This is a genomic window from Mucilaginibacter sp. FW306-07-L, from assembly GCF_058782065.1.
On record NZ_JBYSXI010000001.1, the window covers coordinates 2,234,360 to 2,259,215 of the forward strand.

Here is a 24,856-nt window from a genome sequence, read left to right on the forward strand (position 1 = left end):
ACTACCGGGTTAGCGAATTTTCATACGGAACGCGCGTAGCAATGGACCGGCCAAGCGTTATTTCATCCACGTATTCTAATTCACCACCAAAAGCTATGCCACGGGCGATGGTTGAGATAGTTATATTTAAATGTTTTACACGTTTATTAAGATAGAAGATAGTAGTATCTCCTTCCATGGTGGCACTCAGCGCGAAAATGATCTCCTTTACCTCACCTGTGCCCAGGCGTTCAACCAGGGTATCTACTTGCAGATCTGATGGACCGATGCCATCCATCGGTGATATCAGTCCGCCCAAAACATGGTATATACCATTGTACTGGTTGGTGTTTTCAATAGCCATCACATCGCGGGTATCCTCAACCACGCAAACCAGGCTTTTATCCCGCTTGTGCGACGCGCAGATCTCGCAGATGTTGGTGTCGGAAATATTGTGGCAAACCCGGCAAAACTGTATTTCATTACGCAGCTTGCTAATGCTGCGGCTGAATTTCTCTACTTCCGGTTTATCCTGATTAAGCAGGTGCAATACCAAACGCAGCGCGGTTTTTTGACCTACACCCGGCAGTTTGGCAAATTCTGCAACAGCATCTTCCAGCAGTTTTGAAGAAAAATTCATCCTGCAAAAATAGCTAATTTAAGCCAAGCTTTTTCTCCATATTAATGGCCTGCGGCAAGCCGAATGTAATATTATTCGGGAACCATAACTTCAACTTGCTTATTATGATTATGTACGTTTTTAAAGCTGCGCACGGCCAGCCAAACACTCAGTAACATGAGTGCCGATGCCACATAATACGGCGCGCCCGGTAAGTGAATGGGCGCGTTTCCGGATGTAAAATAGGAGAAGATCTGCGTCATGAACAGCGGGCCGAATATGGAGCTCAGGCTCATTAAGCTGGTTAAGCCGCCTTGCAGTTCGCCTTGTTCATTAGGCGGCACCTCGCTGGTCATGATGCCCTGCAAAGCGGGGCCGGCAATACCGCCCAGGGCGTAAGGGATCATGAAAGCGAACATCATCCAGCTTTCATTGGCCAGCCCAAACAATAACATGCCAATAGCGTACAGCAACAGCCCTATCCATATACTCCGCTCCTGCCCCAGCTTAGGTATGGTGATGCGGATCAATCCGCCTTGTACTATGGCGATCATCAAACCGATAAAGCCTAATGAATAGCCGATCAGGTCTTCACTCCATTTAAACTTTTCGATGGTATAATAAGTCCACACGCTTTGCACGGCATGACCGGCAAAATATACAATGAACAGGCACAGCGCCAAACCTACAACTGATGGATATTTTTTGAGCTGCAATAAGGAGCCCATCGGGTTTGACCGTTTAATATCAAACTCGCGGCGGTTTTCTTTACTTAATGATTCGGGTAATATAAAATAGCCGTACAGCGCATTCAGTAATGCCAGTGCCGCTGCCGCGTAAAACGGATAATGGGTATCTATTTTACCCAGTATGCCACCTAATACCGGCCCGATGATAAAACCAAGACCGAAAGCCACGCCGATCATGCCAAAATTTTGGGCACGTTTTTCGGGGGCGCTAACATCGGCTATATAGGCAGACGCGGTAGTAAAACTGGCACCAGTAATACCGGCAATTACCCGCCCCAAAAATAGCCAGCCTATAGTTGGCGCAAAGGCGCAAAACAAATAATCAACACTAAAACCCAATAATGAAATAAGCAGCACCGGCCTGCGGCCATATTTATCGCTCAGGTTGCCAATTACCGGCGAGAACAAAAACTGCATAATGGAGTAAGCCACCAGTAACCAGCCTGCATAACCTGATGCCTGGCTTACATTACCGTGTATCAGCTTTTCAATAAGTTTAGGGAAAACCGGGATTACGATAGCTAAACCAATAACATCAACCAGCAACGTTATAAATATAAATAGTAAACCACGCTGCTGGTTTTGCGTTGCAGATTTTTCCATTGTGCAAAGTAATGAAGTATCGATTAAATTTTTGGTTATTAATTATATAATTTTTAGATTCACTAAAATTATAGTTATCATGAAAAACTTTAAACTCTTATCCGCTTTGCTGCTCCCCCTGCTGGCGCAAAGCACCTTCGCGCAAACCGCTGAACGAATGAAATTATCGGTATCAAATCCCGCGGCAAATCAAAAAATCACTTTTACATACGATACTACCGGCGCAAACCTGGGCGGCAAACCGGAAGCCACCGTGCATTTTTTAGAGAAAACCTACTCGGTGAGCGATGTTGACCTTACTCAGGATGGCAAACTATTTAAAGGCGAGTTTACCGTACCTGCCACCGCTACCGCTTTTTATGTACGCCTGGCTAACGGCCAAAATATTGACAATAACGATGGTAAGGGATATATATACGAGGTTTACAAAGGCGGTAAGCCTGTTGAAGGCGCTTATGCTAATGAGGCATACCTCATACAAACAGGCATGGGTGATTATTTTGCTAAAATACCCGCAAGTATAGCGAGGGCTAACGAGCTTTATAAAAAAGAGTTTGCCGCCTATCCTAAAAGTGAAAAAGAACACCTGCTGAATTATCTTGCCGCCTTATCATCTACTAAAGATGAAGCTAACAAAACAATAATTGACAGCAAGATAGCCGCTTTAGGCAAAAGCAAGGATGAAAAAGACTTGCTGACCCTGAGCAACTGGTATGCCCGTCAGCGTAAAAAAACACAGGCTGATTCAGTTAACGCCATTATTAAAGCTAAATTCCCTAAAGGTGAGCTTGCTAAGAACGAGGAAGGCATGGCTTTCAATATGGAAAAAGATCCGGCTAAAAAGGAAGCATCATTTAACGCCTACCTGGCTAAATATCCTGAAAATAAGGATAACGCAACCCTTATAGATAACTATAGGATGCAATTGGCATCAGCCTACTTACAGGCCGGAAATGATGCAGGCTATCAAAAATATGCCGCGCAAATGAAAGATAAATCGGGCCTTGCAGGTGCGTTAAATAACGTGGCCTGGCCAATGGCCGAAAAAGGCACTAACCTTGAGCAGGCCGAAAAATACTCAAAGCAATCGTTAGATTTATTAGATGCCGCTTATGCTAATCCAAAACCGGCTCCTTTCCAGTCGGTAAAACAGGCAAAGGCCAACAACCGCGCATCCTATAACATGTATGCCGATACTTATGCCTTTATTAAATATAAACAAGGTAATTATGCTGAGGCCTTAAAATATCAGCAAATGGTTTACGATAGCACCCCTACCCCTGATGCGGAGATCACGGAGCATTATGCCCTGATCCTGTCAGCAAGCGGAAAAACGGATAAAGCTAAGGAAATCATTGAAAAATCATTACAAGACGGTAAAGGCTCAAGCGCCCTGCGCGAAGAACTAAAAAAGATCTACGTAAAGCAAAAAGGCAGCGAAACCGGCTTCGACGCTTATGTTGGCGCGTTTGATAAAGCCGCGAAAGAAAAAGCCCGTGAAGAACTGGCCAAAACCATGATCAATGAAACCGCGCCTGCTTTCGCTTTAAAGGATTTTGATGGTAAAGAAGTATCATTGGCCAGCCTGAAAGGGAAAGTGGTGATCATTGATTTTTGGGCTACCTGGTGCGGCCCGTGCAAGGCATCCTTCCCGGGTATGCAGTTAGCTGTTAATAAATACAAGGACAACCCTAACGTGAAATTCCTGTTTATTGATACCTGGGAAAGCGGTGATAACTTTGTACCCGGCGTTAAAAAGTTTATTGCTGATAACAAATACACTTTCCATGTTTTGTTAGATGAAAAAGGAAGTGATGGCCGCCAGTCAAAAGTGGTATCGTCATTCAACGTATCAGGTATACCAACCAAGTTTGTGATCGACCAAACCGGTAATATCCGCTTTAAACACGTAGGTTTTTCTGGTACAGATGAAGGCGTACTGAACGAGGTAAGCAGCATGGTAGATATGCTGGTCAGCCCTACAGCCGCCAAAGCCGGTATCAACTCAAAAGCCATTTCTACAGGCAAGTAATTACCGGTAGCATACAACACATAAAAAAAGCGATAGGCAACTATCGCTCTTTTTATAATTAAAAGTTCGGTTTCAACATATACTTGTCGTAGAACCTGAAGATGTGTTCGGTAGCTTCCTCAGCCGTATCAACCACACGGTACAGGTTCAGGTCATCCGGGCTAATGTTGTTCTCCTGGTTCAGCATCTTCTCCTCTACCCAGTCAAACAATCCCTTCCAGTAATCGCGCCCCACAAACACGATGGGAAAACGAGCTATCTTACCGGTTTGTATCAGGGTGATCGCCTCGAATGATTCATCCATGGTGCCAAAGCCACCCGGCAGAATAATGAAACCCTGCGAATACTTCATGAACATTACTTTACGCACAAAAAAGTAATCGAACGTAAGCAGCTTATCACGGTCGATGTATTTGTTATGGAATTGCTCAAAGGGCAACTCAATATTTAACCCTACGGATTTACCACCTGCTTCGTAAGCGCCTTTGTTGCCGGCTTCCATAATACCGGGACCGCCGCCTGTTATTACACCGTAACCACGTTCGGTAAGGCGGCTGGCAATATCTTCGGCAAGGCCGTAATAAGGATGATCGGTTTTGGTACGTGCCGAACCAAAGATGGATACGCACGGGCCAATACGGGCCAGCTTTTCAAATCCATCCACAAACTCGGCCATTATTTTAAATATTTGCCACGAGTCGGTTACCTTAACTTCGGGCCAGTTCTTGTTCTCAAAGGCGTTTCTTATTTTATCATCACCAGTCATAATCACATATATATTTTTTCGAAGTTATAATTACAAGGCGGCTACTTTTGTTTTAGCCCTGGAGGTAAGCAGCAGGCCGGTAAAGGTAATGAGTCCGTTCACAATGATGAGTTCGTTATCAAAAACATAACCATTAAACAGGGCGGCCGAATTGGTGCTCAGGTAAAAACAGATAGCGGGTGAAATAAGGCAGATAAAAGGCACCAGCTTATCATTAACCTGCCTGCCACTCATAAACAGGCCGAAAGAGTACAACCCTAATAAAGGCCCGTAAGTGTATGATGCCACCTTGAATATGGCGCTCACCACGGCATCGTTATTTATAGAGTTGAAAATGATGATAGTTAAAAACATTAACCCTGAAAAAGCGATATGCACATAATGCCTTAATGCCACCATTTTTTTACTGTTGATGTCGGCCTTTTTGTTAAAGTTCAAAAAATCCACACAGAAGGATGTAGTAAGTGCGGTAAGTGCCGAATCGGTAGTAGCGAAAGTCGCCGCCGTTAAGCCCAGCATAAATACAATAGCCGGTGCCAAACCCAGGTAGTTGAGGGCTATGGTTGGGTACAGGTAATCTGTTTTTTCGACCGTTACACCGTTTTTAGCGGCATAGATGTACAGCAAAGCGCCGACACATAAAAAGAAGATGTTAATCACCACAAAAACACTGGTAAAACTGAACATGTTTTTTTGTGCCTCGTGGATGTTTTTAAGGCTGAGGTTCTTTTGCATCAAGTCCTGATCCAGCCCGGTCATGGCTACGGTAATGAATAAACCACCCAAAAATTGTTTGCTGAAGTGGAAGTGGCTGCTCATGAAATCTTCAAAGAAAAATATTTTGGAATAGCTGCTTTTGGCTATCTCGTCGGCAGCCTGGAAGATGGTCATGTCCAGGCTATCGCAAATAAAGTAAATAGACAAAAACACCGACGATACCAGGAACAGCGTTTGCAGGCTATCGGTTATAATAATGGTTTTTAAGCCGCCTTTAAAAGTATACGACCATATTAACAGCAGGCAAATCAGTACGGTAGCGGCGAATGGTATGTGGTAAGCATCAAATATAAAACGCTGTAAAACGATTACTACCAGATACAACCTGAACGCCGAACCGATGGTACGGCTAATCAAGAATATGCCCGCGGCAGTTTTATAGCTCCAGGTACCTAAAGCACCTTCAATATAGCTGTAGATAGAGGTGAGTTTAAGCCTGTAATATAAGGGCAGCAATACGGTTGCAATGATGATGAAACCTACGGCATTACCCAGCACAAACTGAAAGTATGCAAACTGGTCGCCACTGGCGGCACCTACCTTACCCGGCACGGATATGAACGTTACCCCGCTTAGCGCGGTGCCGATCATGCCAAATGCTACCAGGTACCATTTGGAGTTGCGGTTGGCCACAAAAAAGGTATCGTTATCGGCTGAGTTGCGCGAGGTAAGCCACGATATAACTATCAGTACTAAAAAGTACCCAATGATAAAAGAAAGCAGTATTCCGGGTTCCATGCAGATGCTGTTTTTAGAGATTACCTGTTAACATCCGAATGTATAAATTTTTCGGTTAGTTTGGCAATGATGCGTTTGTTTAATGCTTTTTATGATGATCGTCTAACCCGCTCACACCACCGGACACCACGAATTTCATTACCTCGGCAGCGCTCCTGTTTATAGGTTTTACTTTATCATTCGGGACGATAACTACCTGTCCGGCAAAAGAATATGATAAAGGAAAATAAATCGCAACCTCGCCCGGCAGGTCAATAGAACTCAGATCCTTTTTTACCAGGAAGCCTATCTTTTTCAGGCCGAACTCATTAACTTCAACCAGTACCGGCTCGCTGAATTTCTTTTCTTCGCCCACAAAAGCCTCGGTTAAATCTTTAATGGATGAGTATAGAAACTTAAATAAGGGCAAGCGGTTAAGCCAGCGGCTCATCCAGCGTTTTATTGGGTCGGTTATTACGTTGGTTACCAGCACCCCTGCTATAAAAATAATAACCAGTACATTTAAAATACCCAGGCCGGGTATATAAATGGGTTTGCCGTGCTTATCCGTCCAGAATACATCGCTCAGATTAAGCGCGTTATCAATACTTGATACCGCCCAATAAATCAAAAAAAACGCGGCACCCAAAGGCACTACCACCAGCAGGCCTTTGATAAAGTAGTTTAATATGGCACCGAATAATTTTTTCATATCGTAGAGCTAAGTAACAAATCACTCGTAAAAATACACTCTTTTAACCCTTTGCGAAATATTGGTAAGTATTTCATAAGGGATGGTGCCTATCTGTTTGGCCAATTCCTCGATGCGTAGCTTGTCGTTAAAAACGATCACCTCGTCGCCCTCCTTTACCTCCACCTGGCTCACGTCGATCATACACATATCCATGGTAATATTGCCTACCGTTGGCGCCAGCACTCCATTTACCAGCATACACCCTACCCCGTTGCCGAAAGCGCGCAGGTAACCATCGGCATAACCGATACGCACGGTGGCTATTCTTCCGTCTTTAGCTAAACTGCCGTTACGCATATAACTCACGGTTTCGCCTGCCGGCATTTTTTTTACTTGTGATATACTTGTTTTTAACGTCGCGATAGGTTGAAGCACACCCTCATCGGCAGGTATGGCACCATCAACACCATAAAGGCCGATGCCCAGCCTCACCATATCATACTGCGCCTGCGGCCAGTGGGTTATGCCTGAAGTATTACAGATGTGTTTAATTACCTTATAGCCCAGTGCATACTCTATTTCAATATAAGCCTTCTCAAATAAATTGATCTGCTTTTGGGTAAACAGGTCGTGTTCCGCGGTATCACTCGCTACCAGGTGCGAAAATACCGATTGCACCCTTACATAAGGATTCTCCTCCAGCATATCGCACAATGTTTCTACCTCAAAACCCTCAAAGCCAAGGCGGTGCATACCGGTATCTATTTTGATGTGTACGGGGTAGTTAAAAATATTACTATCCTGCACGTATTTAATAAACTCATCAAACAAACCGAAACTGTAAATAACCGGCTCGAGTTTAAAACTGGTCAGCTTTTCAAATGCGCCTACCTCGGTATTCAGCACTACAATAGGTAAGCTGATGCCTGCCTGCCGTAAGGATACCCCCTCATCAGCATAAGCTACGGCCAGGTAATCAACCTTGTTATATTGCAGCACATTGGCCAGCTCGTAAGTACCACTACCATACGAAAAGGCCTTAACCATGGCCATTACTTTAACGCCGGGCTTAAGTTTTGAACGGTAATAGTTGAGATTGTTCAGCATGGCGTTCAGGTTGATCTCCATCACCGTTTCATGCGCCTTTTGCACAAATACCCTGCTGATGCGCTCAAACTCAAAACTGCGCGAACCTTTTACCAATATGGTTTCGTTACGGTATTGCTGGGTTTGCAGCTTTGCTAAAAAGCTCGTGGTATCCGGGTAAAACTGTTTTTCGGCTACCTCAAACTCATCGCGATAGCTTGATATTGCCGTGCCTATGCCGATAAATTTATCAACTTTGCGTGCTTTCACCAGTTCGGCCACTTGCCTGTACAGCACATCTTGCTGCAAACCCGACTGGTAGATATCCGACAGGATGAGCGTCTTTTTTTGATGCTGATTTTGCTGGCTCAAAAAGTTAAGCGCGATCTCTAAGGATTGGATATCGGAGTTATAGGTATCATCAATAATTGAGCAATCGTTTATACCGTTCTTTAACTCCAGGCGCATGCTTACCGGTGCCAAGCGCTCCAGGCGGTCATCGGCAACAGCCGGATCATAACCCAGTGCGAGCATAGTTGCCCAGCATATGATAGCGTTTTCAATTGATGCCTCGTCACGAAAAGGGATGATGCATTCAATTTCTGCACCCTTAAATACGGCCCGCATGTAATAGTTTTTGGCGATCACCACTTCACTAAAAACATACAGATCGGCCTGGTTGAACTTGCGGCTCCAAATAAAAGTTTGCGGCGTGGCGATCAGTTTTTTATGATCGAGCATTTGCTCGTAATTGTATACCATCAAACGGCTATTTTTAAACAGCCGAAGCTTTTCGGCCACCTTTTCATCGCGGTCAGCAAAGCCTTCGTCGTGCGCCGAGCCAAGGTGGGTAAGCACACCTATTTCGGGTTGGATGATGGCTTCCAGCTTATCCATCTCGCCTGTGGTTGATACACCTGCTTCAAATATACCCAGATCATTTTTTTCATTGATTTGCCATACCGATAGCGGCACCCCTATCTGCGAATTATAACTTTTAGGATTACGTACAACATTTTTATCGGGCGACATGAGTTGATATAACCACTCCTTTACAATGGTTTTACCGTTGCTGCCGGTTACGCCAATTACCGGTAAGTTAAACGCGGCACGGTGCTGCGCCGCCAAATGTTGCAATGCAGCTAATACGTCATCAACTATCAGCAAATTAGCTTCAGGGAAATAACCTTGTGGTTTGGCGCTTAGCACAAAATCGCGCACGCCGGCGTTGTAAGCCTCAGCCACAAATTCGTGCCCGTTACGCCTGCCACTAAGGGCGAAGAATAATCCGCCGGACGGGTTGCTGATGCGGCGACTATCGGTAAGTAACAGGCTGATGTGGTTATCGTTAACTACATCACCTGTAGCGTTTAATATTTGTTTAACCTGGGCGGTAGTATATCGGCTTTTGTACATTACAATGCTAAGTTGCTTATATTTCCTGTTAATAGAAGAAAATTTAACGAATTTTGGTTTTGAAATGGAACGCGATAACCCCATAAAAATTACCGACGAAAATACCGCCCTTACCAAAGCCATGCGGTATTGCGCCTACCAGGAGCGCTCGCAGCAGGAAGTACGCGATAAAATGTATGAATGGGGCGTTGCCGGGCGCATTATCGAGATCGTGATCAGCCGGTTGATCACCGAGAATTTTTTGAACGAGGAACGCTTTGCACGCCTGTATGCCAAAGGCAAATTCAACCAGAAGCACTGGGGTAAAATTAAAATAAAGCAAGGCCTGAAACTGAAACGGGTGCCTGAGGTATTGATAAAAAAAGCCCTGGCCGGTATTGATCTGGATGATTACATGGCCGCCTTACAACATTTGCTGGATAAAAAAGCGACATCAGTAAATGAAAAACACCCGTTAAAACGCCGTTACAAGCTACAGCAATACGCTTTAAGCCGTGGTTTTGAAAGCAATGTAATTTTAGAAGTTTTGAAAAACAGCGAGTTATAAAAAACTTTAAAATATTTACACTTTTTGCTTGCGTAAAATGGTTTTCTCTCTATCTTTGCATCCACAATCAACGAACGAAATACGAACAGCGATTGTAAGCAAAACAAATGCGAAAGTAGCTCAGTTGGTAGAGCACGACCTTGCCAAGGTCGGGGTCGCGAGTTCGAATCTCGTCTTTCGCTCCAATCCCTTCTCTCAATCAGAAGGGATTTATTTTTAAAAGGTTAATCACCTGCCTGGGTGGTGGAACTGGTAGACACGCAGGACTTAAAATCCTGTTCCCGTCAAAGGAGTGCGGGTTCGATTCCCGCCCCAGGTACTTATCGGTTTTAGTCCGGTTTCCGAAAGGGTTGCTTTTTAAAAGCAACCCTTTCTTTTTAACAATCAATTAATTACCTTTATATGTCGGATACAATGCAAAGTATTCTAAACACTTCCTCACTATAAGCCAAGTTATTTTTGTACACTCATCTAATGATAGAATGCATTTGATAATTGGAAAATTTACGTCAATTTTATGATATAGCTACGGAAGAGCATCTATCAGACAATTCTTTTCAATTAAAACACCTTGGCCCAAAGCAGCATGTGGCAACATTCGGCATCCCTAAACGCAATGATTATGGTGAGCGATCATATAGCAACCACACAATCAAACGTGATACTGTTGCCGGAGATTATGACAGATTGTTTGCCAATATGATCTACAAAACCAATCCGCCTTATGATATTGAGCTGCTTTTAAATCATCACTACAATAAATTTATTGTAGTAAATCCCAACGGACACAAATTGTTTTTAAGACACATTAAATATGTGGTCGTACCTCTGTTGGAAAAATACAAACAACATAGGGTATACGTTGACCTTGTAAATGAATGGCTTAATGAAAAAAGAGAGGTTCAAAGCCAAATGAATAAAGTAGTAAATTTGGATATGGATCAAGCGGACTCAGAAATAGCTTCAATTGATCGGAATTTAAAGCGAAATATAAATATGGATGATGTATTTATTTCCTACAGTTGGGATAATGAAGAACACGAACTAAGGGTTTTAGAATTTACTGATCACCTTCGTAAGAATGGTTATGATGCAAAGATTGACAAAATGATTAGCCAACAGGAAACTGCTACCAATTTTGTAAAGATGATGCATATTGCAATGTTGAACCACCAAAATCATTGTTGTACTTTCTGAAGGATATAAAAAAAAGGCAGATACTTTTACTGGAGGTGTAGGAGAAGAATACCAGTTACTGTTATCCGATATTTCTAAAAACCCAAAAAAATACATCTTGGTTAGTTTTCAAGGTCGTTCCGATGAAATTATTCCATTTGGTTTACAGGGACGTGATATCATAGATCTTTCACTTCCTATTGGGCTTGAAACGTTATACCGCAAGCTGTCTGAAAAAGACAAATACATTTTTTCTGAGGTTGGTGCTGAAAAACCCAATCTTGAAAGTGTCCAGATTGCTGATTTTAAAGCTATCAATCCAACGAAAGTAATTAGTATCGAAAACCCCGCTGTGAAAATAGATAACTCGAGCAGCACAGGTGGTCTTTACAGGGAAATTGGATTCAAAGTCACATTTGGATTTAAGAACATCTTTGGCAAATCTATTGAAGGGTTCGCTTATGAAATTAAAATTAAACGGGAACTTATTACAAAATCCTATTATGAAACTGTTCAGGATGGATACTATATAATTAGCGAAAGTGTTTCTTCTAAACTATTTCCTAACGCAACAGCAAAAACAGATACAATAGATGTCAAAGTAATGGCTCATAATCTTGGCCAAATATTAGGTAGTGTTGTAACTGTCTCTATTCATACCGATTTTGGAACACATACAAGAGAGTTCCAGGTTGACGACTTGTTTAAAGTCAGGCCACCAAGTCAAGATTGGGGTGATCCTACACCCTTATCGCGTAACCTTTTCTTATAATAATTTTAATTATAATAAGTGAATATGGTTTTGGGACTGTATAATTGGTTATTCTCTTCTTTTAAGCACTAACCTCAAGTTTATAACCTTTTCCTCGTACAACCACAATATTAATGTTGGGATCAGGTTCAAGCTTTTTTCTGAGTTTTGATATGAACATATCCAAACTGCGGCCCACAATAACCCCTTCGTCTTCCCATATCTCTTTTTGCAGGCGGTTCCGCTCGATGGTGCAGTTTGGAGACAGCGCTAAAATAAGGAGCAGGCGCGTTTCGGTTCCGGTAAGGTCTATCGTCCTTCCGGCTATCATCAATTTGCGGTTTCGGGCATCAAACCGTACCGCGCCCAAAGTTAATATATCAGTAGCAGGGGTTTTGAGAGATGTACTTTTAGGCTTTGCGGATCTGAAATAAATAAAGCCAACAAGCGCTAAAAACGGCAGTCCGCCCAAAACGTAGGCCTTATTTATCGCGGTTATACCTGTGGGTTTAAACTTAACGTCGATCACGTAATTTGCCCTGGGCTGCCTTCTTCCTTTGCATGGCACAATATCATCTTTTTTGTTTTTGGATATCGCGAAGCCATAAGCTACACTATTGGTGCCCTGGTTAAAAACGCTAACGAGAAAATCTTTGGAGAGCGGATCATTAGCCAGCAGACGGCTGGCAGTGTTCGCCATGAGGGCAGGTTTAAAGGTGAGTTTATTTTCAAAACTGATCTGGTATTCGTTCTCCGAGATCTTTTTTACCGGTAAAACCCTTGATGTACTATCGCCCGATTGTAACAGCACTTCATGCCCTATCCTGCGGAGCAGAACCTCTCTCCGCGCGAAGTCGAAGTCGTCGCCGCCTGAAAAACCGAAAGCAACGCTTACCACAGCGATAAACGAGAGTATTACCAATCCAAACAGATACTTGCGGTTTACGGAAAGCGGATTTTGGCTATCAGCCATAGTGTCAAATTTATATTTACAAAGTTTACATTTTTATTTACAATCCTGATTATTAGGATAAAAAGATATCAGTGTAGTTTCGCCGTATCAATTCGATAAAACATAAAAATATGAAAAAAATTATTTATGCGCTGATGTTACCGCTGGTTGTGGTAAGCGGACTTGTATTTGCCAATGGTAAAATGAAAAATGAACTTTTTAAAAAATCAACCCCAAAGCCCCTCACTGCTGCCGAAAGGGAAGCTGCACGGAAGAAATGGGAGGGCACGCCTGATGGAATAAAGTTCAAAGAATGGAAAGCCTCTGCCGAAGGTAAAAAAGTATTTGCCGGTGCTGCTAAAATAAGGAGGCACATTACTGATTATACTAACATGGAGGGAGTTGTAACCTCTGTTTCTCTTCCGCCGGGCTCATTATTAGGTTTAGGCGTGATGGTAAAGATCAACAACGATGATTATATTCTCAGTTTTGGTCCTGAAAAGTCTGACAATAATTTTTTAAATTTTAATGATGAATTTAAGCGATTACGCAGCCTCAAGGTTAACGACAAAATCATCATCAAAAGCCACGGCATATCTTACGCACCCAAATATTCATTCCCCATTGTAACGGCCGACTACGTGGAAAGGGATAGCAAAATAATTTATAAACGCGCCCCTCAAACAGGCGGTTGCTAAGCATTACCGCATTTAACATTATCAAAGTCCTTTATCTAAAGATAAAGGACTTTTTTGTTTGTGGGCTTACCATTGTGGCTACTTATAGTTTTTACCCATAAATGGAATGATCCCGATAAATATTTTTTCTTAAAAACATTTGTATTAAATAGTTATATACTATATTTACATCACCCCAATGATCTTTAAATCAATCACTTAATGATCTTTTAGTGATTGTTGTATATTTCATTTTCTTATAATAATATAACTATGTGTTGAAACTTACAAAGCTTCGGGCATGGTAATTTACCAATAACTATATTTTTTTATTTCTAACCTTAAACACAATGCGAAAACTACTCATTATGCTAATTTTGGCTATTATGGCCAAGGGCAGCCATGCCCAGGAGATCATCGGTAAAATGTACACCATTATGCCTGATTTTATTCAGGTTTACGGGGTTGACAAGAGCAACCACATTATTGATACCGCTGTATACAGGGCAAGCAAGAACACCAAATTTACTGTTACCGGCTTTGACAGTGCCCACAACATTAAAATTACCTTTTGGCGCTATTACAAAGAATCTGAAAAGACCACCGCTTTTTTTGATAGCGTTAAAAACAAATCGGAACTTTATAATTTCAGCAAAACCAAAGGCTATATTGGCAGATGGGCTAACTACAAGGAATTTGTAATTAAACCGGAGGTATTCAGTTCATCCTGCATACCCTATTATGGCAGTAAAAACGAATTTACCTGGGGTGTAATGACGCTGCCTATAAAGCTACGAACGGGCGATTCAAAAAACAGATACTTCAGTTATGAGGAGAGCCTTAACCTCGGCTTTGTATTTGGTTTACGGCACCAGTTAGAGGGTAAAACCAAGCACTCCCTGAATTACCTGATGGGACTGGGCATAGCTAACGTTCGTACAGACAGCCTCAGCCTTAAAAGCGGTATTACGCCGGCAAGCAGCAATTCCGCAGCATTTTCAGCAAACGTAGGTGCTTTATATGCACACAATAATTTCCAGATAGGCCTTTTTATTGGCACCGATTATATACCGGGTACATTAGGCCGCGATTGGAAATACCAAGGAAAGCCCTGGTTTGGCCTCGCGGTAGGCATATCACTTTTCTCTAACACCGACTCACAGGGAGGTGAAGGCAAAAATGATGATAATGGGAAGGATTCCGCGACAACTAAAAAATAACAGGTATTAACCGAATTAAACACGCCATCAGATCATACAATTATGAACGAGCAATTAATACTTAAAAATGGGTGCGGCTTTGCCGTTTATCCATCCGTAAAAATATATGATGAAATTACCGATGCCAAAGGTACCAAATGGAAGCATCTAAAAAACCTGCTTTTTGGCGACTATATCCGCGTATTTAAAACTACCGATGGCTCTTTTGTAGAAAAGACCGTTAAAAAAGACCTGTACATCAAGGTACGGAGCCGTAGCTGTACCGGTTATATCCTAAAGTCAAAGATAAGGCATGACCGGGTGCTTGAAGTAAATTTTATTGACGTAGGCCAGGGTGACGGGTGCCATGTAGTAACACCGGATGATGAACACTTTGTGATTGATGCCGGTGGCAGCGATAACATGTTCCGCTTTTTGCAATGGCGCTTTAATACCAAATTCAGCCAACACGCGCCGCCAAAACTGAACGCCGTTATTTCACATCCTGACAGCGACCATTATTTGGGGTTCGGGCACCTGTTTACCCGGCAGCCTGATAATTTACAACAGTTTACTTTTAAAAATATTTTTCATAGCGGCATTGTGCAGCGCGAGGGCGCTGATGAACTGGGGGCTACGGTACCGCAAAACGGCATTAACTACATTACAGAACTGTTAATTACCGATGAGCAGATGAAAACTCATTTAAAGCAAATGGGTGAAGGCTCCTTACACGAAAGAACCTTACTAAAAGGACTGAAGCAGAATAATGATATACATTTTCAGGCTGCCTTAAAAGGTGATGTAACAAAACCTCAATATCTCCATACAACATCAAAGATAAATATTGAAATTCTGGCACCGTTTACAGAATCAGTGAACGGTATGCAGGCACTGCGTTATTTTAAAGCGAAAACCGGGAATAGCGATAATGTAGGCCGTACCAAAAACGGGCACTCTGTAGTGCTGAAACTGGTTATGGGTAATGTGCGCGTACTGCTGGGCGGCGATTTAAACCCACCGGCTGAGGATTATTTGCTGGAAAAATACTCCGGACAAAACGTTGCCGCCTTACGAAAGCAAATACAGCAGGCAACCGATCCGGCACAGAAAAAAGTTTTGCAGGATAAACTTGACGCCGTAATAGAAACGATAAAGCCTTATTTCCAGGTGGATTTTGCTAAATCATGCCACCACGGCAGTGCCGATTTTACAAACGAGTTTTTGCAGGCCGTAAATCCGCTCGCTACTGTCATATCAAGCGGAGATGATGAACCGCATTGCCACCCACGACCTGATACACTGGGTACTATTGGCAAGTATAGCCGTGGTGAACGATCTTACATTTTCAGTACGGAATTGATGCGGTCAAGTAAAGAATTTATTAGGATTAAAGATCTTGACCCTGAAAAGAAAAAAGAAAGGATAGTAACCGTATACGGCATGATCAATTTGCGTACAGACGGAGATAAAGTAATTATTGCCCAAAAGCTGGAACGGCCAAGGGGTGTACAAACGTGGGATATACATCAATTTGAATGGGATGCCAAATTAAAGGAAATAGTGAGGGTTGAAACAGGCTCTGGGGATGATGATTAATTGTTAATAAAACAACTATTTGCTTATGATAAATTGTTAAACCATGCTTATATTTAGGCAAGATTGATAATCAACTTATCAATACCGTAACAAAATAACATCTCACACTAAACTAACAATTTATGAAATTTACAGTAAAGGACGGAACCGAAATTTATTACAAGGATTGGGGCACAGGACAACCCATTGTGTTTCACCATGGCTGGCCATTATCAAGCGATGACTGGGACGCGCAAATGATGTTCTTCCTGGAAAAAGGCTACCGCGTGATCGCTCATGACCGCCGCGGGCATGGCAGATCGACACAGGTTGCAACAGGGCATGACATGGCAACTTACATAGCCGATGCCGCCGAGCTTTACGATTTTCTGGGTCTTGAAAATGCTATACATGTTGGGCATTCAACCGGCGGTGGCGAGGTTATTGCCTACGTTGCCAAATACGGCAAAGGCATTGTTGATAAAGCGGTTTTAATAAGCGCTGTAACACCGCTTATGCTGCAAACCGAAAACAACCCTGACGGCGTACCACTTTCAGTATTTGACGAGATTCGCCAGGGAACCGCCTACAACAGGCCGCAATATTTTCAGGATTTCACCATGCCGTTTTATGGCTATAACCGCGAAGGCGCGAAAGTATCTCAAGGCATCAGGGATAACTGGTGGCGCCAGGGTATGATGGGCAGCGTTAAAGCACATCATGATGGTATCAAAGCGTTTTCGGAAACGGATTTTACGGAAGACCTGAAAAGCGTTGATATACCTGTACTGGTACTGCACGGCGAGGATGACCAGATCGTACCTTTTGCAACCACAGCACTTAAAGCTGTTAAACTGCTAAAAAACGGCAAGCTGATCTCCTATCCTGGTTTTCCACATGGTATGCCTACTACCGAGGCAGCTACCATAAATGCTGATATATTAGCCTTTATACAATCATAATACTTAATTAATAAACATAAAGGCCATTTAACAATGGCCTTTATGTTTAGTTGATGGCTCATTACTTTATTAGTTCTTCCTCCTGGCAATCAATATCCTCCAGGCATAAAGTAATTGTCTACCTATTTTAAGGTATGCATTTAGCTAAATAATAATTATTATTGCTTAACATGCATCATAGCTTACTCCAGTTTTCACTTTTACTATCCGCGGCCTTTTTATTGATATTACTGGCACGCCGTTTAAAAATCGCTTACCCTATATTTTTAGTACTTGCCGGGCTGGTGATCAGCAATATACCCGGAATGCCGGCAATTAATATTGAGCCTGAACTGATATTCCTGATATTTTTACCCCCCTTACTATACGAAGCCGCCTGGTGGACATCATGGAATGAGTTTTGGAAATGGAAACGCCCAATCGCTTTGCTGGCTTTTGGCCTGGTGTTTTTTACCTCAACTGTGGTGGCTTACTTTACAACCAGCTTTATACCGGGTTTTACCCTGGCAACAGGCTTTTTGTTAGGCGGCATCATCTCCCCTCCTGACGCTATCGCGGCTTCATCCGTTTTAAAAACCATACGGGTACCCAAGCGCATATTAACTATTTTAGAGGGTGAGAGCCTGGTGAATGATGCATCCAGCTTAATTGTGTTCCGTTTTGCTTTGGCTACAGCCATTGCCGGGCAGTTCTCCTTTCAGCAGGCATCCATCAGCTTTGTTATGGTTACCTTAATGGGGATCGCGATCGGCCTGGGGATCGCCTATGCTGTATACCTCATTCATCGCTTTTTACCTACCACAGCCAGTATCGATTCCGCTTTTACGCTTATCTCACCCTATGTAATGTATTTAACGGCCGAGGAATTTCACTTTTCGGGTGTTATGGCAGTGGTAAGCGGCGGGTTATTCCTGTCATACCGTTCGCACGAGGTTTTTGCCGACGGGCAAAGCAGGTTGCAAACCATAAATGTATGGTCAACGCTTTCCATTATTTTAAACGGGCTGGTGTTCATATTGATCGGGCTGGAGCTGCCTGCCATAGTTGCCGGGCTGGAAGGTTATTCGCTTGCCGAGGCTTGCAAGTATGGCCTGGTAGTTAGCCTGGTGGTGATCGCGATCCGCATGATGTGGATCTACCCCGGCACCTTTATACCGCGCTGGCTATTTAAAAGTGTGCGCAAAAACGAACCATCCCCCGGCTGGAAGGGGTCATTTATTATTGGCTGGGCCGGTATGCGCGGTGTCGTATCGTTAGCGGCAGCACTGTCGTTGCCCGTTGCCCTGAGCGATGGCAAACCCTTCCCGGAGCGTAACCTGATCATCTTTATAACCTTTGTGGTAATTTTGGTTACACTGGTTATCCAGGGGCTGAGCTTACCCTTTATTATAAAGGCTATCAAGATAGAGGAAATAGACCCGGTGATACCCGAAGAGCAGCAGGAGGCCGAAATACGCATCCGCATAATCAATGCCGCCCTTAACCGTTTAGAAACCAAACACAAAACGGAGTTAAACAATAATGACCTGCTGAATACGCTGAAAATTGAATTTGAAAACCACCTTAAACACAACAGCCGGAAACTGGAATGCCTGGAATGTATTGATAAAGACAATCAGGAGTTAGAGGTGTACAGGCATGTGCTTAAAGACATTTACAATATCCAGCGTAAAGAACTATATCACATCCGTAAGGAAAAAATATTTTCTGACGAGGCGATACGCAAGGAAGAAATGCAGGTAGATATTGCAGAGATACGTGTATCTCCCAAGCATTAATAATTTATGCAGCAGCGATTGAGATCAGCATTATAGCCTATTGAATAAAAAATCAAGTTAAACGCCGGACATTACATTGGCAGGTACCGGGTAATCATAAAAAATTACTAATTTCGTTGGCAATGAATGAGCATCTTGATCCGGCGCGTGAACGTTTAAGTCCGGTGGAACGTGATATTGAAAAGGTATTGCGCCCGCAGGCATTTGAAGATTTTACAGGTCAGCATAAATTATTAGCCAATCTTAAAATATTTGTACAGGCAGCCCGTCAGCGTGGCGAAGCGCTTGATCATGTGCTGTTGCACGGCCCTCCGGGTTTAGGCAAAACCACCCTTTCGCACATTATCGCTAATGAGATGGGCGTTGGTATAAAAATAACCTCGGGCCCGGTGCTTGATAAGCCCGGCGACCTTGCCGGCTTACTCACCAATCTGGAAACGGGTGATATTTTATTTATTGATGAGATACACCGTTTAAGTCCGCTGGTTGAGGAATACCTGTACTCGGCCATGGAAGATTTTAAGATAGATATTATGCTGGAGAGCGGCCCGAACGCGCGGTCGGTACAGATCACCTTAAACCCATTCACTTTAGTTGGGGCCACTACCCGTTCAGGTTTGCTTACGGCACCATTAAGGGCAAGGTTTGGTATTAACTCGAGGCTTGAATATTATGATGCCAAGCTGCTCACTACCATTTTAATGCGGTCATCCTCAATATTAAATACTGAAATATCTGATGAAGGGGCTTACGAAATAGCCCGCCGCAGCCGTGGCACGCCACGTATCGCCAATGCCCTGTTGCGCCGCACCCGTGATTTTGCACAGATAAAAGGTAACGGTACTATTGATACCGATATTGCCCGGTACGCCCTTAACGCCTTAAATGTGGATGAACATGGGCTTGATGAAATGGACAACAAAATACTTACCACCATTATTGATAAATTTAAGGGCGGCCCTGTTGGCGTAAAAACCATTGCCACCGCCGTTGGCGAGGATGAGGGTACCATTGAAGAAGTCTATGAGCCTTTTTTAATACAGGAAGGCTTTTTGATGCGCACCACCCGTGGCCGCGAAGTTACCGAAGCGGCTTACAAACATTTAGGCAAAATAAAACCGGGTGGCACCCCTTCGTTATTTTAGGTTGATATAATACTTCTATCTCATGAAAGTTAAACATATTATCTACGCGGCTATTCTGCTATTGAGTACTTACTCCGTGGCATCAGGGCAGCGTAAGCTGAAGGTTGTTATTGCCGGCCTGTCGCACGATCATGTGCATAATGTAATGAACCAGTACCGCAAAGGCGAGGTTGATATAACCGCCATTGCCGAACCTGATAAAAAACTGTGGGACAAGTACAGCAAGCTGTATAATCTGCCTAAGAATATTTTTCACAGCACCCTGAAGCAAGCGCTGCAAAACCAAAAGCCCGATGCTGTTTTAGGTTATAACGCCGTTGCCCAACATGTTGATGTGGTTGAAACATGCGCGCCGCTGCATATTCCCGTAATGGTCGAGAAACCCCTGGCTGCCACACTGCAACAGGCCAAACGGATCCAAACCCTGGCCGTTGAATACAAAATAAAGGTGCTCACCAATTACGAAACTACCTGGTACGATTCATTTAAAGAGGTATACGATTTAGTAAAAAACGACAGCCTTGGTACCGTACGTAAAATGGTAGTGCACGACGGGCATCGCGGCCCGCGCGAAATAGGTTGCAGCGAAGAGTTTTTAAGCTGGCTTACCGACCCTGTGCTGAACGGTGCCGGTGCACTCAATGATTTTGGCTGCTACGGTGCCGACCTGATGACCTGGCTGATGAAAGGACAAAAACCCATAGCCGTTACCGCCATTGCCCGCCATTACAAACCGCAGGTTTACCCTAAGGTTGAGGATGATGCCACCATACTGGTTGAATACCCCGGCGCTACCGGGCAAATTGAAGCATCATGGAACTGGCCATTTAATATTAAAGACTGGGAAGTGTTTGGCAGCACCGGATATGTACATGCTTTTGATGGCAGTAACCTGCAGGTACGTTTAAAGGAAAACAGCACTACTACACGCAAAGCACAACCATTGGCTGCTCCTTATAATGATCCGTTGGTATACCTCGCGGCAGTAATTGATGGTAAGATAGACGCGAACAATGACCAGGCTTCGCTTGAATATAACATGGTAGTTATGCAGATACTGGATGCCGCTAAACGTTCCATACAGCAAGGCAAACGCATTATATTGTAACCGGCATTTATTTTTTCAACGCGTTTACAATGCGCTTGAATTATTTTAATTTAGCGCCCTCTTAAAACTTTTAGTTATACTTTATGCTAAAGCATATTTTTGCTGTTGCCTGTTTTGCAGGCATGGGGCTTATGTCCTGCCAAACCGTATCAAACAACAACGTAGCTGCGGATAGTACCGCTACAACCGCTGCTGATAGTGATACTATTAAGACGGTACATTCCAAGGCGGCAGATGCCGCTACCATTTTATCGAGGCCGCAGGTGCCTGTTATCTGTTATCACCAGATCCGAAACTGGCGTCCCCGCGATTCAAAAACTGCCAAAGATTACATTGTTGAGCCTGATAATTTTAAGGCACAAATTAAAATGCTGGCCGACAGTGGTTATCATACCATTTTGCCTGATGAACTATATGATTACCTGGTTTACGGCAAATCCCTGCCATCAAAACCCATAATGTTAACTTTTGATGATACCGACCTTGACCAGTTTACCATAGCCGCGCCCGAACTTAAAAAACATGGCTATAAGGCAGTATATTTCATCATGACGGTATCCATTGGGCGGCCTAATTATATGAACAGCCAGCAGATCAAAGAACTATCTGACGCGGGCAATATTATAGGCAGCCATACCTGGGATCATCATAACTTTAAAAAGCTTAAAGGCGAAGACTGGAAAATTCAGTTAGATAAGCCGACCAAGCGCCTTGAGGATATTACCGGCAAAAAAATAAATTACTTTGCCTATCCTTTTGGTTTATGGAATAAAGAAGGCTTGCCGGAGCTAAAAAGCCGCGGGTTTAAAATGGCCTTTCAGTTAGCCGAAAAGCGCGATCAGGAAGATCCGCTATTTACAGTTCGCCGCATATTGGGCAGCGGTTACTGGAGCCCTAAAACGTTACATAACAGCATCAAGAATAGTTTTTAAAAAACAAGCCCGCGGTAAATTTACCGCGGGCTTGTTTTTTGTAGAAATATCTATGCGCCTATCAACGGATCGGTAAAGCCGTGTTTTCCAGTTTCTACCCTGCCCGCGTAACGCCTTGAAAAGGTATTGTGGCCTTGCACGGTTATCACGATATCATACCAAGAGTGGCTGTTTTTTAAATTAATCAATTGCCTTGCAGTTTGTCCGGCTTTAACAGCCAGCTTTTGAATACCTTGCTTGTAGGAGTGATCTTCAATTGAAATATTATAAGTATTTATTTTACTGCTATTTGCAAATACTGCTTCAATATTCCCATCGCCTTTGTAAACCACATTCATCAACAGGGAAGGATCGTTATTATCACCTGAGAAATGTCTCAAAAATCCGTTCGGGCCTGATAGCTCAAGCTGATATTTGCCCTTATCAAAAGCCTTAACCGGCCATGAATAACTGATCTGATCACCGGCTTTTACAGCAAATGCCCAGGCGCGCATTGTTTCGGCGGCCTTGGCTTCGTCATGATAGATACCCGGAGCGTAAACATTAAAGGGTGCACCTGCCGATGATCCTGCTTTCATGTTTATAGAAAAGCTGTCCTTTCCACTATTTAAACTACCATCAGCATGTAGCTGGTATGGCAGCGCGCATGAATGCCGGGTGCCTTTTTCCTGCTTTGGGAAAATATTTAATGCGGATGATTGCTTGTTAACAGCATCGATATCCTCACCATTAAGCGCTTTAAAATTTGTTGGAGCCTGCTTGAATTTAGCGCCGTAAATTGATTTGATGGTTTGATCGCGGTTAAGCGATACCGGGTAGCTGATCTTTTCGCCATTATAAGGGCGGAAGATAGATGTCAGGTCGCCGCACACGGTACGCCGCCAGTCGCTGATATTGGTTTCTTTAACCGCCTTACCTGTTTTTTTGCTTAAAAAAGTTTCCAGGAATTGCAGGCACGAGGTATGGTCAAACACCTGCGAGTTAACCCAACCGCCACGGCTCCACGGCGAAGCTACAACCATAGGTACCCGGTAACCTAAACCTATCGGGCTTTCGCGGCGATATTGTTCGGGGATGCCGCTTTGCACCTGCTCGGCATCGGTTACATGCTCTACAGTGGTATCTAATCCTGCCGATGTTTTACCTGTCTCCGGCCTGGCCAAATGCGGAGGAACAAATGGTGCCACGTGATCATAGTAGCCATCGTTCTCGTCGTAAGTCAGAATAAAAATGGTCTTTTTCCATATTTCAGGATTTTGGGTGAGGATATCCAGCACCTCTGATACATACCAGGCACCATACCACGGCGATGATGGATGATCGGAAAAATTGGATGATGCCGCAAGCCATGAAACGGTTGGCAACTTTCCGTTCTTTACATCCTCCCTGAACTGGTGCAGCACATCGCCCTTGGGTACCTTAACTTCGCGCTTTTCACCACCTTCTTCGTAAGTAAGCGTTTCAAGCTCATGATAATGCGGATCATTCACATTGGTTACGAATGCTCTCTGGTGAATACTTTTTTCGTGATCGCTCAACTTATCAAACCGTTCCTGGGTCCACTCCGCCCTATTCTTAATTACCTGTTCAAGCTGTTTTTGCTTTTCGCTGATCCTGATAATAAACTCTGCCGATTGCGGTTTGGCCTTTAGCTCAGTCAACTCCTTTTGCAGCTTAGCCTCGGCCTTAACTAAATTATCGCGGTAGGCTTTGTGCAGGCGTACGTTGTATCGTTTATAAAACTCAAGGTTATTATCAGTAAAGTTACTCAACCAGTCGTCTTCCTCGCCGGTAAAGCCAACATCAAGGCTCAATTCATTTTGGTAAACCTTCCATGAGATACCGGCTTCTTCCAGCCTTTCAGGAAACGTTTTGGCGGTCAGATCACGGTAATTCAACTGATCGTTATATACGAGCGCCGGCGAGTTTGGCTCCTGCTTTTCGCGGATAGTGCCTGCCCAAAAGTAAGACCGGTTAGCGCTTGTGCCTGTAAGCGATGAGCAAAAGTGCTGATCGCAAACGGTAAAGGCATCGGCCAAGGCATAGTAAAACGGAATATCCTTCCGGTCATAAAAACCCATGGTAAGCGGCATGTGGGCGTACTCTTTATTGCCCGATTTTTTACTTTCGAGCCAGCCGTCCATTTTGCCGTTATTGTGGGCATCTACCTGGTTTTCCCACGAGTGCGGTAACGACTGCATCCAGGTGGCCTTAGAATTTTTTATATCCAGGTTAAAAGGCACATAGGTTTGGCCTGCTTTGTTGGTTTGCAGCCATACCTTATTGTTATTGGGTAAGCGCATAGCCCGCGGATCATCAAAGCCACGCACACCCTGCAACGTACCATAACAATGATCGAACGAGCGGTTTTCCTGCATCAAAAAAACCACATGCTCGGCATCCAGATAGGTTGTACCCTTTTCGGCATCAATTGCCAGTGCCTTTTGTATCGACTCGGGCAACACGGTAAACAAACCGGCGGAACCTGCCAGCATGGTTGCCTTTTTTATAAAATCTCTGCGTGTATCAGCCATAATTCTCTGAAAAACGAAAGTATATCACAAAGATGCAATAAGCTTTAACCCTGTATTAAGTTTATAATAATTAAACTTT

General features: G+C 43.5%; 20 protein-coding genes and 2 tRNA genes. 14 read left to right on the top strand and 8 right to left on the bottom strand.

Annotated elements, in window-relative coordinates; genetic code table 11:
- Position 1: 1 nt before the first annotated feature.
- Positions 2 to 619, bottom strand: coding sequence for a recombination mediator RecR (gene recR, locus AC3WJC_RS09730; RefSeq protein ID WP_492398889.1), 618 nt, complete (start codon positions 617 to 619; stop codon positions 2 to 4).
- A gap of 71 nt (positions 620 to 690) precedes the next feature.
- Positions 691 to 1,950 carry a TCR/Tet family MFS transporter gene (locus AC3WJC_RS09735; RefSeq protein WP_492398890.1) on the bottom strand — a complete coding sequence of 420 codons (1,260 nt, stop codon included), beginning with the start codon at positions 1,948 to 1,950 and terminating at the stop codon, positions 691 to 693.
- Between the two features lie 79 nt (positions 1,951 to 2,029).
- Between AC3WJC_RS09735 and AC3WJC_RS09740 the strand changes: the two genes are divergently transcribed.
- A complete protein-coding gene (locus AC3WJC_RS09740; protein ID WP_492398891.1) occupies positions 2,030 to 3,982 on the top strand; it encodes a TlpA family protein disulfide reductase in 1,953 nt (650 codons plus the stop codon).
- A gap of 58 nt (positions 3,983 to 4,040) precedes the next feature.
- Here the strand turns inward: AC3WJC_RS09740 and AC3WJC_RS09745 are convergent, their stop codons facing one another.
- The 4 genes from AC3WJC_RS09745 to AC3WJC_RS09760 all read right to left on the bottom strand — a co-directional run bounded on the left by AC3WJC_RS09745 (position 4,041) and on the right by AC3WJC_RS09760 (position 9,438).
- Positions 4,041 to 4,748 (bottom strand): LOG family protein, encoded by a 708-nt coding sequence (locus AC3WJC_RS09745; RefSeq protein ID WP_492398892.1) that lies wholly within the window; start codon positions 4,746 to 4,748, stop codon positions 4,041 to 4,043.
- A 30-nt stretch (positions 4,749 to 4,778) separates the two neighbouring features.
- Positions 4,779 to 6,263: a sodium:solute symporter gene (locus tag AC3WJC_RS09750; protein WP_492398893.1), complete on the bottom strand. Its 1,485-nt coding sequence runs from the start codon at positions 6,261 to 6,263 to the stop codon at positions 4,779 to 4,781.
- Positions 6,264 to 6,342: 79 nt separating this feature from the next.
- Positions 6,343 to 6,954 carry a DUF502 domain-containing protein gene (locus AC3WJC_RS09755; RefSeq protein WP_492398894.1) on the bottom strand — a complete coding sequence of 204 codons (612 nt, stop codon included), beginning with the start codon at positions 6,952 to 6,954 and terminating at the stop codon, positions 6,343 to 6,345.
- A gap of 21 nt (positions 6,955 to 6,975) precedes the next feature.
- Positions 6,976 to 9,438, bottom strand: coding sequence for a bifunctional UDP-N-acetylmuramoyl-tripeptide:D-alanyl-D-alanine ligase/alanine racemase (locus AC3WJC_RS09760; protein WP_492398895.1), 2,463 nt, complete (start codon positions 9,436 to 9,438; stop codon positions 6,976 to 6,978).
- Positions 9,439 to 9,502: 64 nt separating this feature from the next.
- Here AC3WJC_RS09760 and AC3WJC_RS09765 point away from each other — a divergent pair, with 64 nt between their 5' ends.
- The 5 genes from AC3WJC_RS09765 (at position 9,503) to AC3WJC_RS09785 (ending at position 11,933) form a co-directional block, all read left to right on the top strand.
- Entirely contained in the window at positions 9,503 to 9,985 is a 483-nt protein-coding gene (locus AC3WJC_RS09765) for a regulatory protein RecX (protein WP_492398896.1), read from the top strand.
- A 109-nt stretch (positions 9,986 to 10,094) separates the two neighbouring features.
- Positions 10,095 to 10,170 (top strand) — tRNA-Gly (locus tag AC3WJC_RS09770).
- 49 nt (positions 10,171 to 10,219) lie between these two features.
- Positions 10,220 to 10,304, top strand: a tRNA-Leu gene (locus tag AC3WJC_RS09775).
- 176 nt (positions 10,305 to 10,480) lie between these two features.
- Positions 10,481 to 11,182, top strand: a complete 702-nt coding sequence (locus AC3WJC_RS09780; protein ID WP_492398897.1) for a toll/interleukin-1 receptor domain-containing protein — start codon at positions 10,481 to 10,483, stop codon at positions 11,180 to 11,182.
- A gap of 97 nt (positions 11,183 to 11,279) precedes the next feature.
- Entirely contained in the window at positions 11,280 to 11,933 is a 654-nt protein-coding gene (locus AC3WJC_RS09785; protein WP_492398898.1) for a hypothetical protein, read from the top strand.
- Positions 11,934 to 11,994: 61 nt separating this feature from the next.
- Here the strand turns inward: AC3WJC_RS09785 and AC3WJC_RS09790 are convergent, their stop codons facing one another.
- A complete protein-coding gene (locus tag AC3WJC_RS09790) occupies positions 11,995 to 12,885 on the bottom strand; it encodes a winged helix family transcriptional regulator (RefSeq protein ID WP_492398899.1) in 891 nt (296 codons plus the stop codon).
- A gap of 110 nt (positions 12,886 to 12,995) precedes the next feature.
- Here AC3WJC_RS09790 and AC3WJC_RS09795 point away from each other — a divergent pair, with 110 nt between their 5' ends.
- The 8 genes from AC3WJC_RS09795 to AC3WJC_RS09830 all read left to right on the top strand — a co-directional run bounded on the left by AC3WJC_RS09795 (position 12,996) and on the right by AC3WJC_RS09830 (position 22,243).
- On the top strand, positions 12,996 to 13,562 hold the full coding sequence (locus tag AC3WJC_RS09795) for a hypothetical protein (protein WP_492398900.1): 567 nt from the start codon (positions 12,996 to 12,998) through the stop codon (positions 13,560 to 13,562).
- A 329-nt stretch (positions 13,563 to 13,891) separates the two neighbouring features.
- On the top strand, positions 13,892 to 14,761 hold the full coding sequence (locus AC3WJC_RS09800) for a hypothetical protein (protein WP_492398901.1): 870 nt from the start codon (positions 13,892 to 13,894) through the stop codon (positions 14,759 to 14,761).
- Positions 14,762 to 14,803: 42 nt separating this feature from the next.
- Positions 14,804 to 16,339: a ComEC/Rec2 family competence protein gene (locus AC3WJC_RS09805; RefSeq protein ID WP_492398902.1), complete on the top strand. Its 1,536-nt coding sequence runs from the start codon at positions 14,804 to 14,806 to the stop codon at positions 16,337 to 16,339.
- A gap of 122 nt (positions 16,340 to 16,461) precedes the next feature.
- Positions 16,462 to 17,280 carry an alpha/beta fold hydrolase gene (locus AC3WJC_RS09810; protein WP_492398903.1) on the top strand — a complete coding sequence of 273 codons (819 nt, stop codon included), beginning with the start codon at positions 16,462 to 16,464 and terminating at the stop codon, positions 17,278 to 17,280.
- 170 nt (positions 17,281 to 17,450) lie between these two features.
- Positions 17,451 to 19,058 (top strand): Na+/H+ antiporter, encoded by a 1,608-nt coding sequence (locus tag AC3WJC_RS09815; protein ID WP_492398904.1) that lies wholly within the window; start codon positions 17,451 to 17,453, stop codon positions 19,056 to 19,058.
- 122 nt (positions 19,059 to 19,180) lie between these two features.
- Positions 19,181 to 20,203, top strand: coding sequence for a Holliday junction branch migration DNA helicase RuvB (ruvB, locus tag AC3WJC_RS09820; protein ID WP_492398905.1), 1,023 nt, complete (start codon positions 19,181 to 19,183; stop codon positions 20,201 to 20,203).
- 22 nt (positions 20,204 to 20,225) lie between these two features.
- Positions 20,226 to 21,311: a Gfo/Idh/MocA family protein gene (locus AC3WJC_RS09825; RefSeq protein ID WP_492398906.1), complete on the top strand. Its 1,086-nt coding sequence runs from the start codon at positions 20,226 to 20,228 to the stop codon at positions 21,309 to 21,311.
- An 83-nt stretch (positions 21,312 to 21,394) separates the two neighbouring features.
- Positions 21,395 to 22,243 (top strand): polysaccharide deacetylase family protein, encoded by an 849-nt coding sequence (locus AC3WJC_RS09830; RefSeq protein ID WP_492398907.1) that lies wholly within the window; start codon positions 21,395 to 21,397, stop codon positions 22,241 to 22,243.
- A 50-nt stretch (positions 22,244 to 22,293) separates the two neighbouring features.
- Here the strand turns inward: AC3WJC_RS09830 and AC3WJC_RS09835 are convergent, their stop codons facing one another.
- Positions 22,294 to 24,777 carry a phosphocholine-specific phospholipase C gene (locus tag AC3WJC_RS09835; protein ID WP_492398908.1) on the bottom strand — a complete coding sequence of 828 codons (2,484 nt, stop codon included), beginning with the start codon at positions 24,775 to 24,777 and terminating at the stop codon, positions 22,294 to 22,296.
- Positions 24,778 to 24,856 lie beyond the last annotated feature (79 nt).

What these genes read in the sequence shown, in the direction of transcription:
- AC3WJC_RS09815 (WP_492398904.1), top strand. Translation starts at nt 17,451, where the DNA reads ATGCATCATAGCTTACTCCAGTTTTCACTTTTACTATCCGCGGCCTTT.
- AC3WJC_RS09800 (WP_492398901.1), top strand. Translation starts at nt 13,892, where the DNA reads ATGCGAAAACTACTCATTATGCTAATTTTGGCTATTATGGCCAAGGGC.
- AC3WJC_RS09755 (WP_492398894.1), bottom strand. Translation starts at nt 6,954, where the DNA reads ATGAAAAAATTATTCGGTGCCATATTAAACTACTTTATCAAAGGCCTG.
- AC3WJC_RS09825 (WP_492398906.1), top strand. Translation starts at nt 20,226, where the DNA reads ATGAAAGTTAAACATATTATCTACGCGGCTATTCTGCTATTGAGTACT.
- AC3WJC_RS09795 (WP_492398900.1), top strand. Translation starts at nt 12,996, where the DNA reads ATGAAAAAAATTATTTATGCGCTGATGTTACCGCTGGTTGTGGTAAGC.
- AC3WJC_RS09760 (WP_492398895.1), bottom strand. Translation starts at nt 9,438, where the DNA reads ATGTACAAAAGCCGATATACTACCGCCCAGGTTAAACAAATATTAAAC.
- AC3WJC_RS09830 (WP_492398907.1), top strand. Translation starts at nt 21,395, where the DNA reads ATGCTAAAGCATATTTTTGCTGTTGCCTGTTTTGCAGGCATGGGGCTT.
- AC3WJC_RS09790 (WP_492398899.1), bottom strand. Translation starts at nt 12,885, where the DNA reads ATGGCTGATAGCCAAAATCCGCTTTCCGTAAACCGCAAGTATCTGTTT.
- AC3WJC_RS09765 (WP_492398896.1), top strand. Translation starts at nt 9,503, where the DNA reads ATGGAACGCGATAACCCCATAAAAATTACCGACGAAAATACCGCCCTT.
- AC3WJC_RS09740 (WP_492398891.1), top strand. Translation starts at nt 2,030, where the DNA reads ATGAAAAACTTTAAACTCTTATCCGCTTTGCTGCTCCCCCTGCTGGCG.
- AC3WJC_RS09810 (WP_492398903.1), top strand. Translation starts at nt 16,462, where the DNA reads ATGAAATTTACAGTAAAGGACGGAACCGAAATTTATTACAAGGATTGG.
- AC3WJC_RS09735 (WP_492398890.1), bottom strand. Translation starts at nt 1,950, where the DNA reads ATGGAAAAATCTGCAACGCAAAACCAGCAGCGTGGTTTACTATTTATA.
- ruvB (WP_492398905.1), top strand. Translation starts at nt 19,181, where the DNA reads ATGAATGAGCATCTTGATCCGGCGCGTGAACGTTTAAGTCCGGTGGAA.
- AC3WJC_RS09745 (WP_492398892.1), bottom strand. Translation starts at nt 4,748, where the DNA reads ATGACTGGTGATGATAAAATAAGAAACGCCTTTGAGAACAAGAACTGG.
- AC3WJC_RS09835 (WP_492398908.1), bottom strand. Translation starts at nt 24,777, where the DNA reads ATGGCTGATACACGCAGAGATTTTATAAAAAAGGCAACCATGCTGGCA.
- recR (WP_492398889.1), bottom strand. Translation starts at nt 619, where the DNA reads ATGAATTTTTCTTCAAAACTGCTGGAAGATGCTGTTGCAGAATTTGCC.
- AC3WJC_RS09805 (WP_492398902.1), top strand. Translation starts at nt 14,804, where the DNA reads ATGAACGAGCAATTAATACTTAAAAATGGGTGCGGCTTTGCCGTTTAT.
- AC3WJC_RS09750 (WP_492398893.1), bottom strand. Translation starts at nt 6,263, where the DNA reads ATGGAACCCGGAATACTGCTTTCTTTTATCATTGGGTACTTTTTAGTA.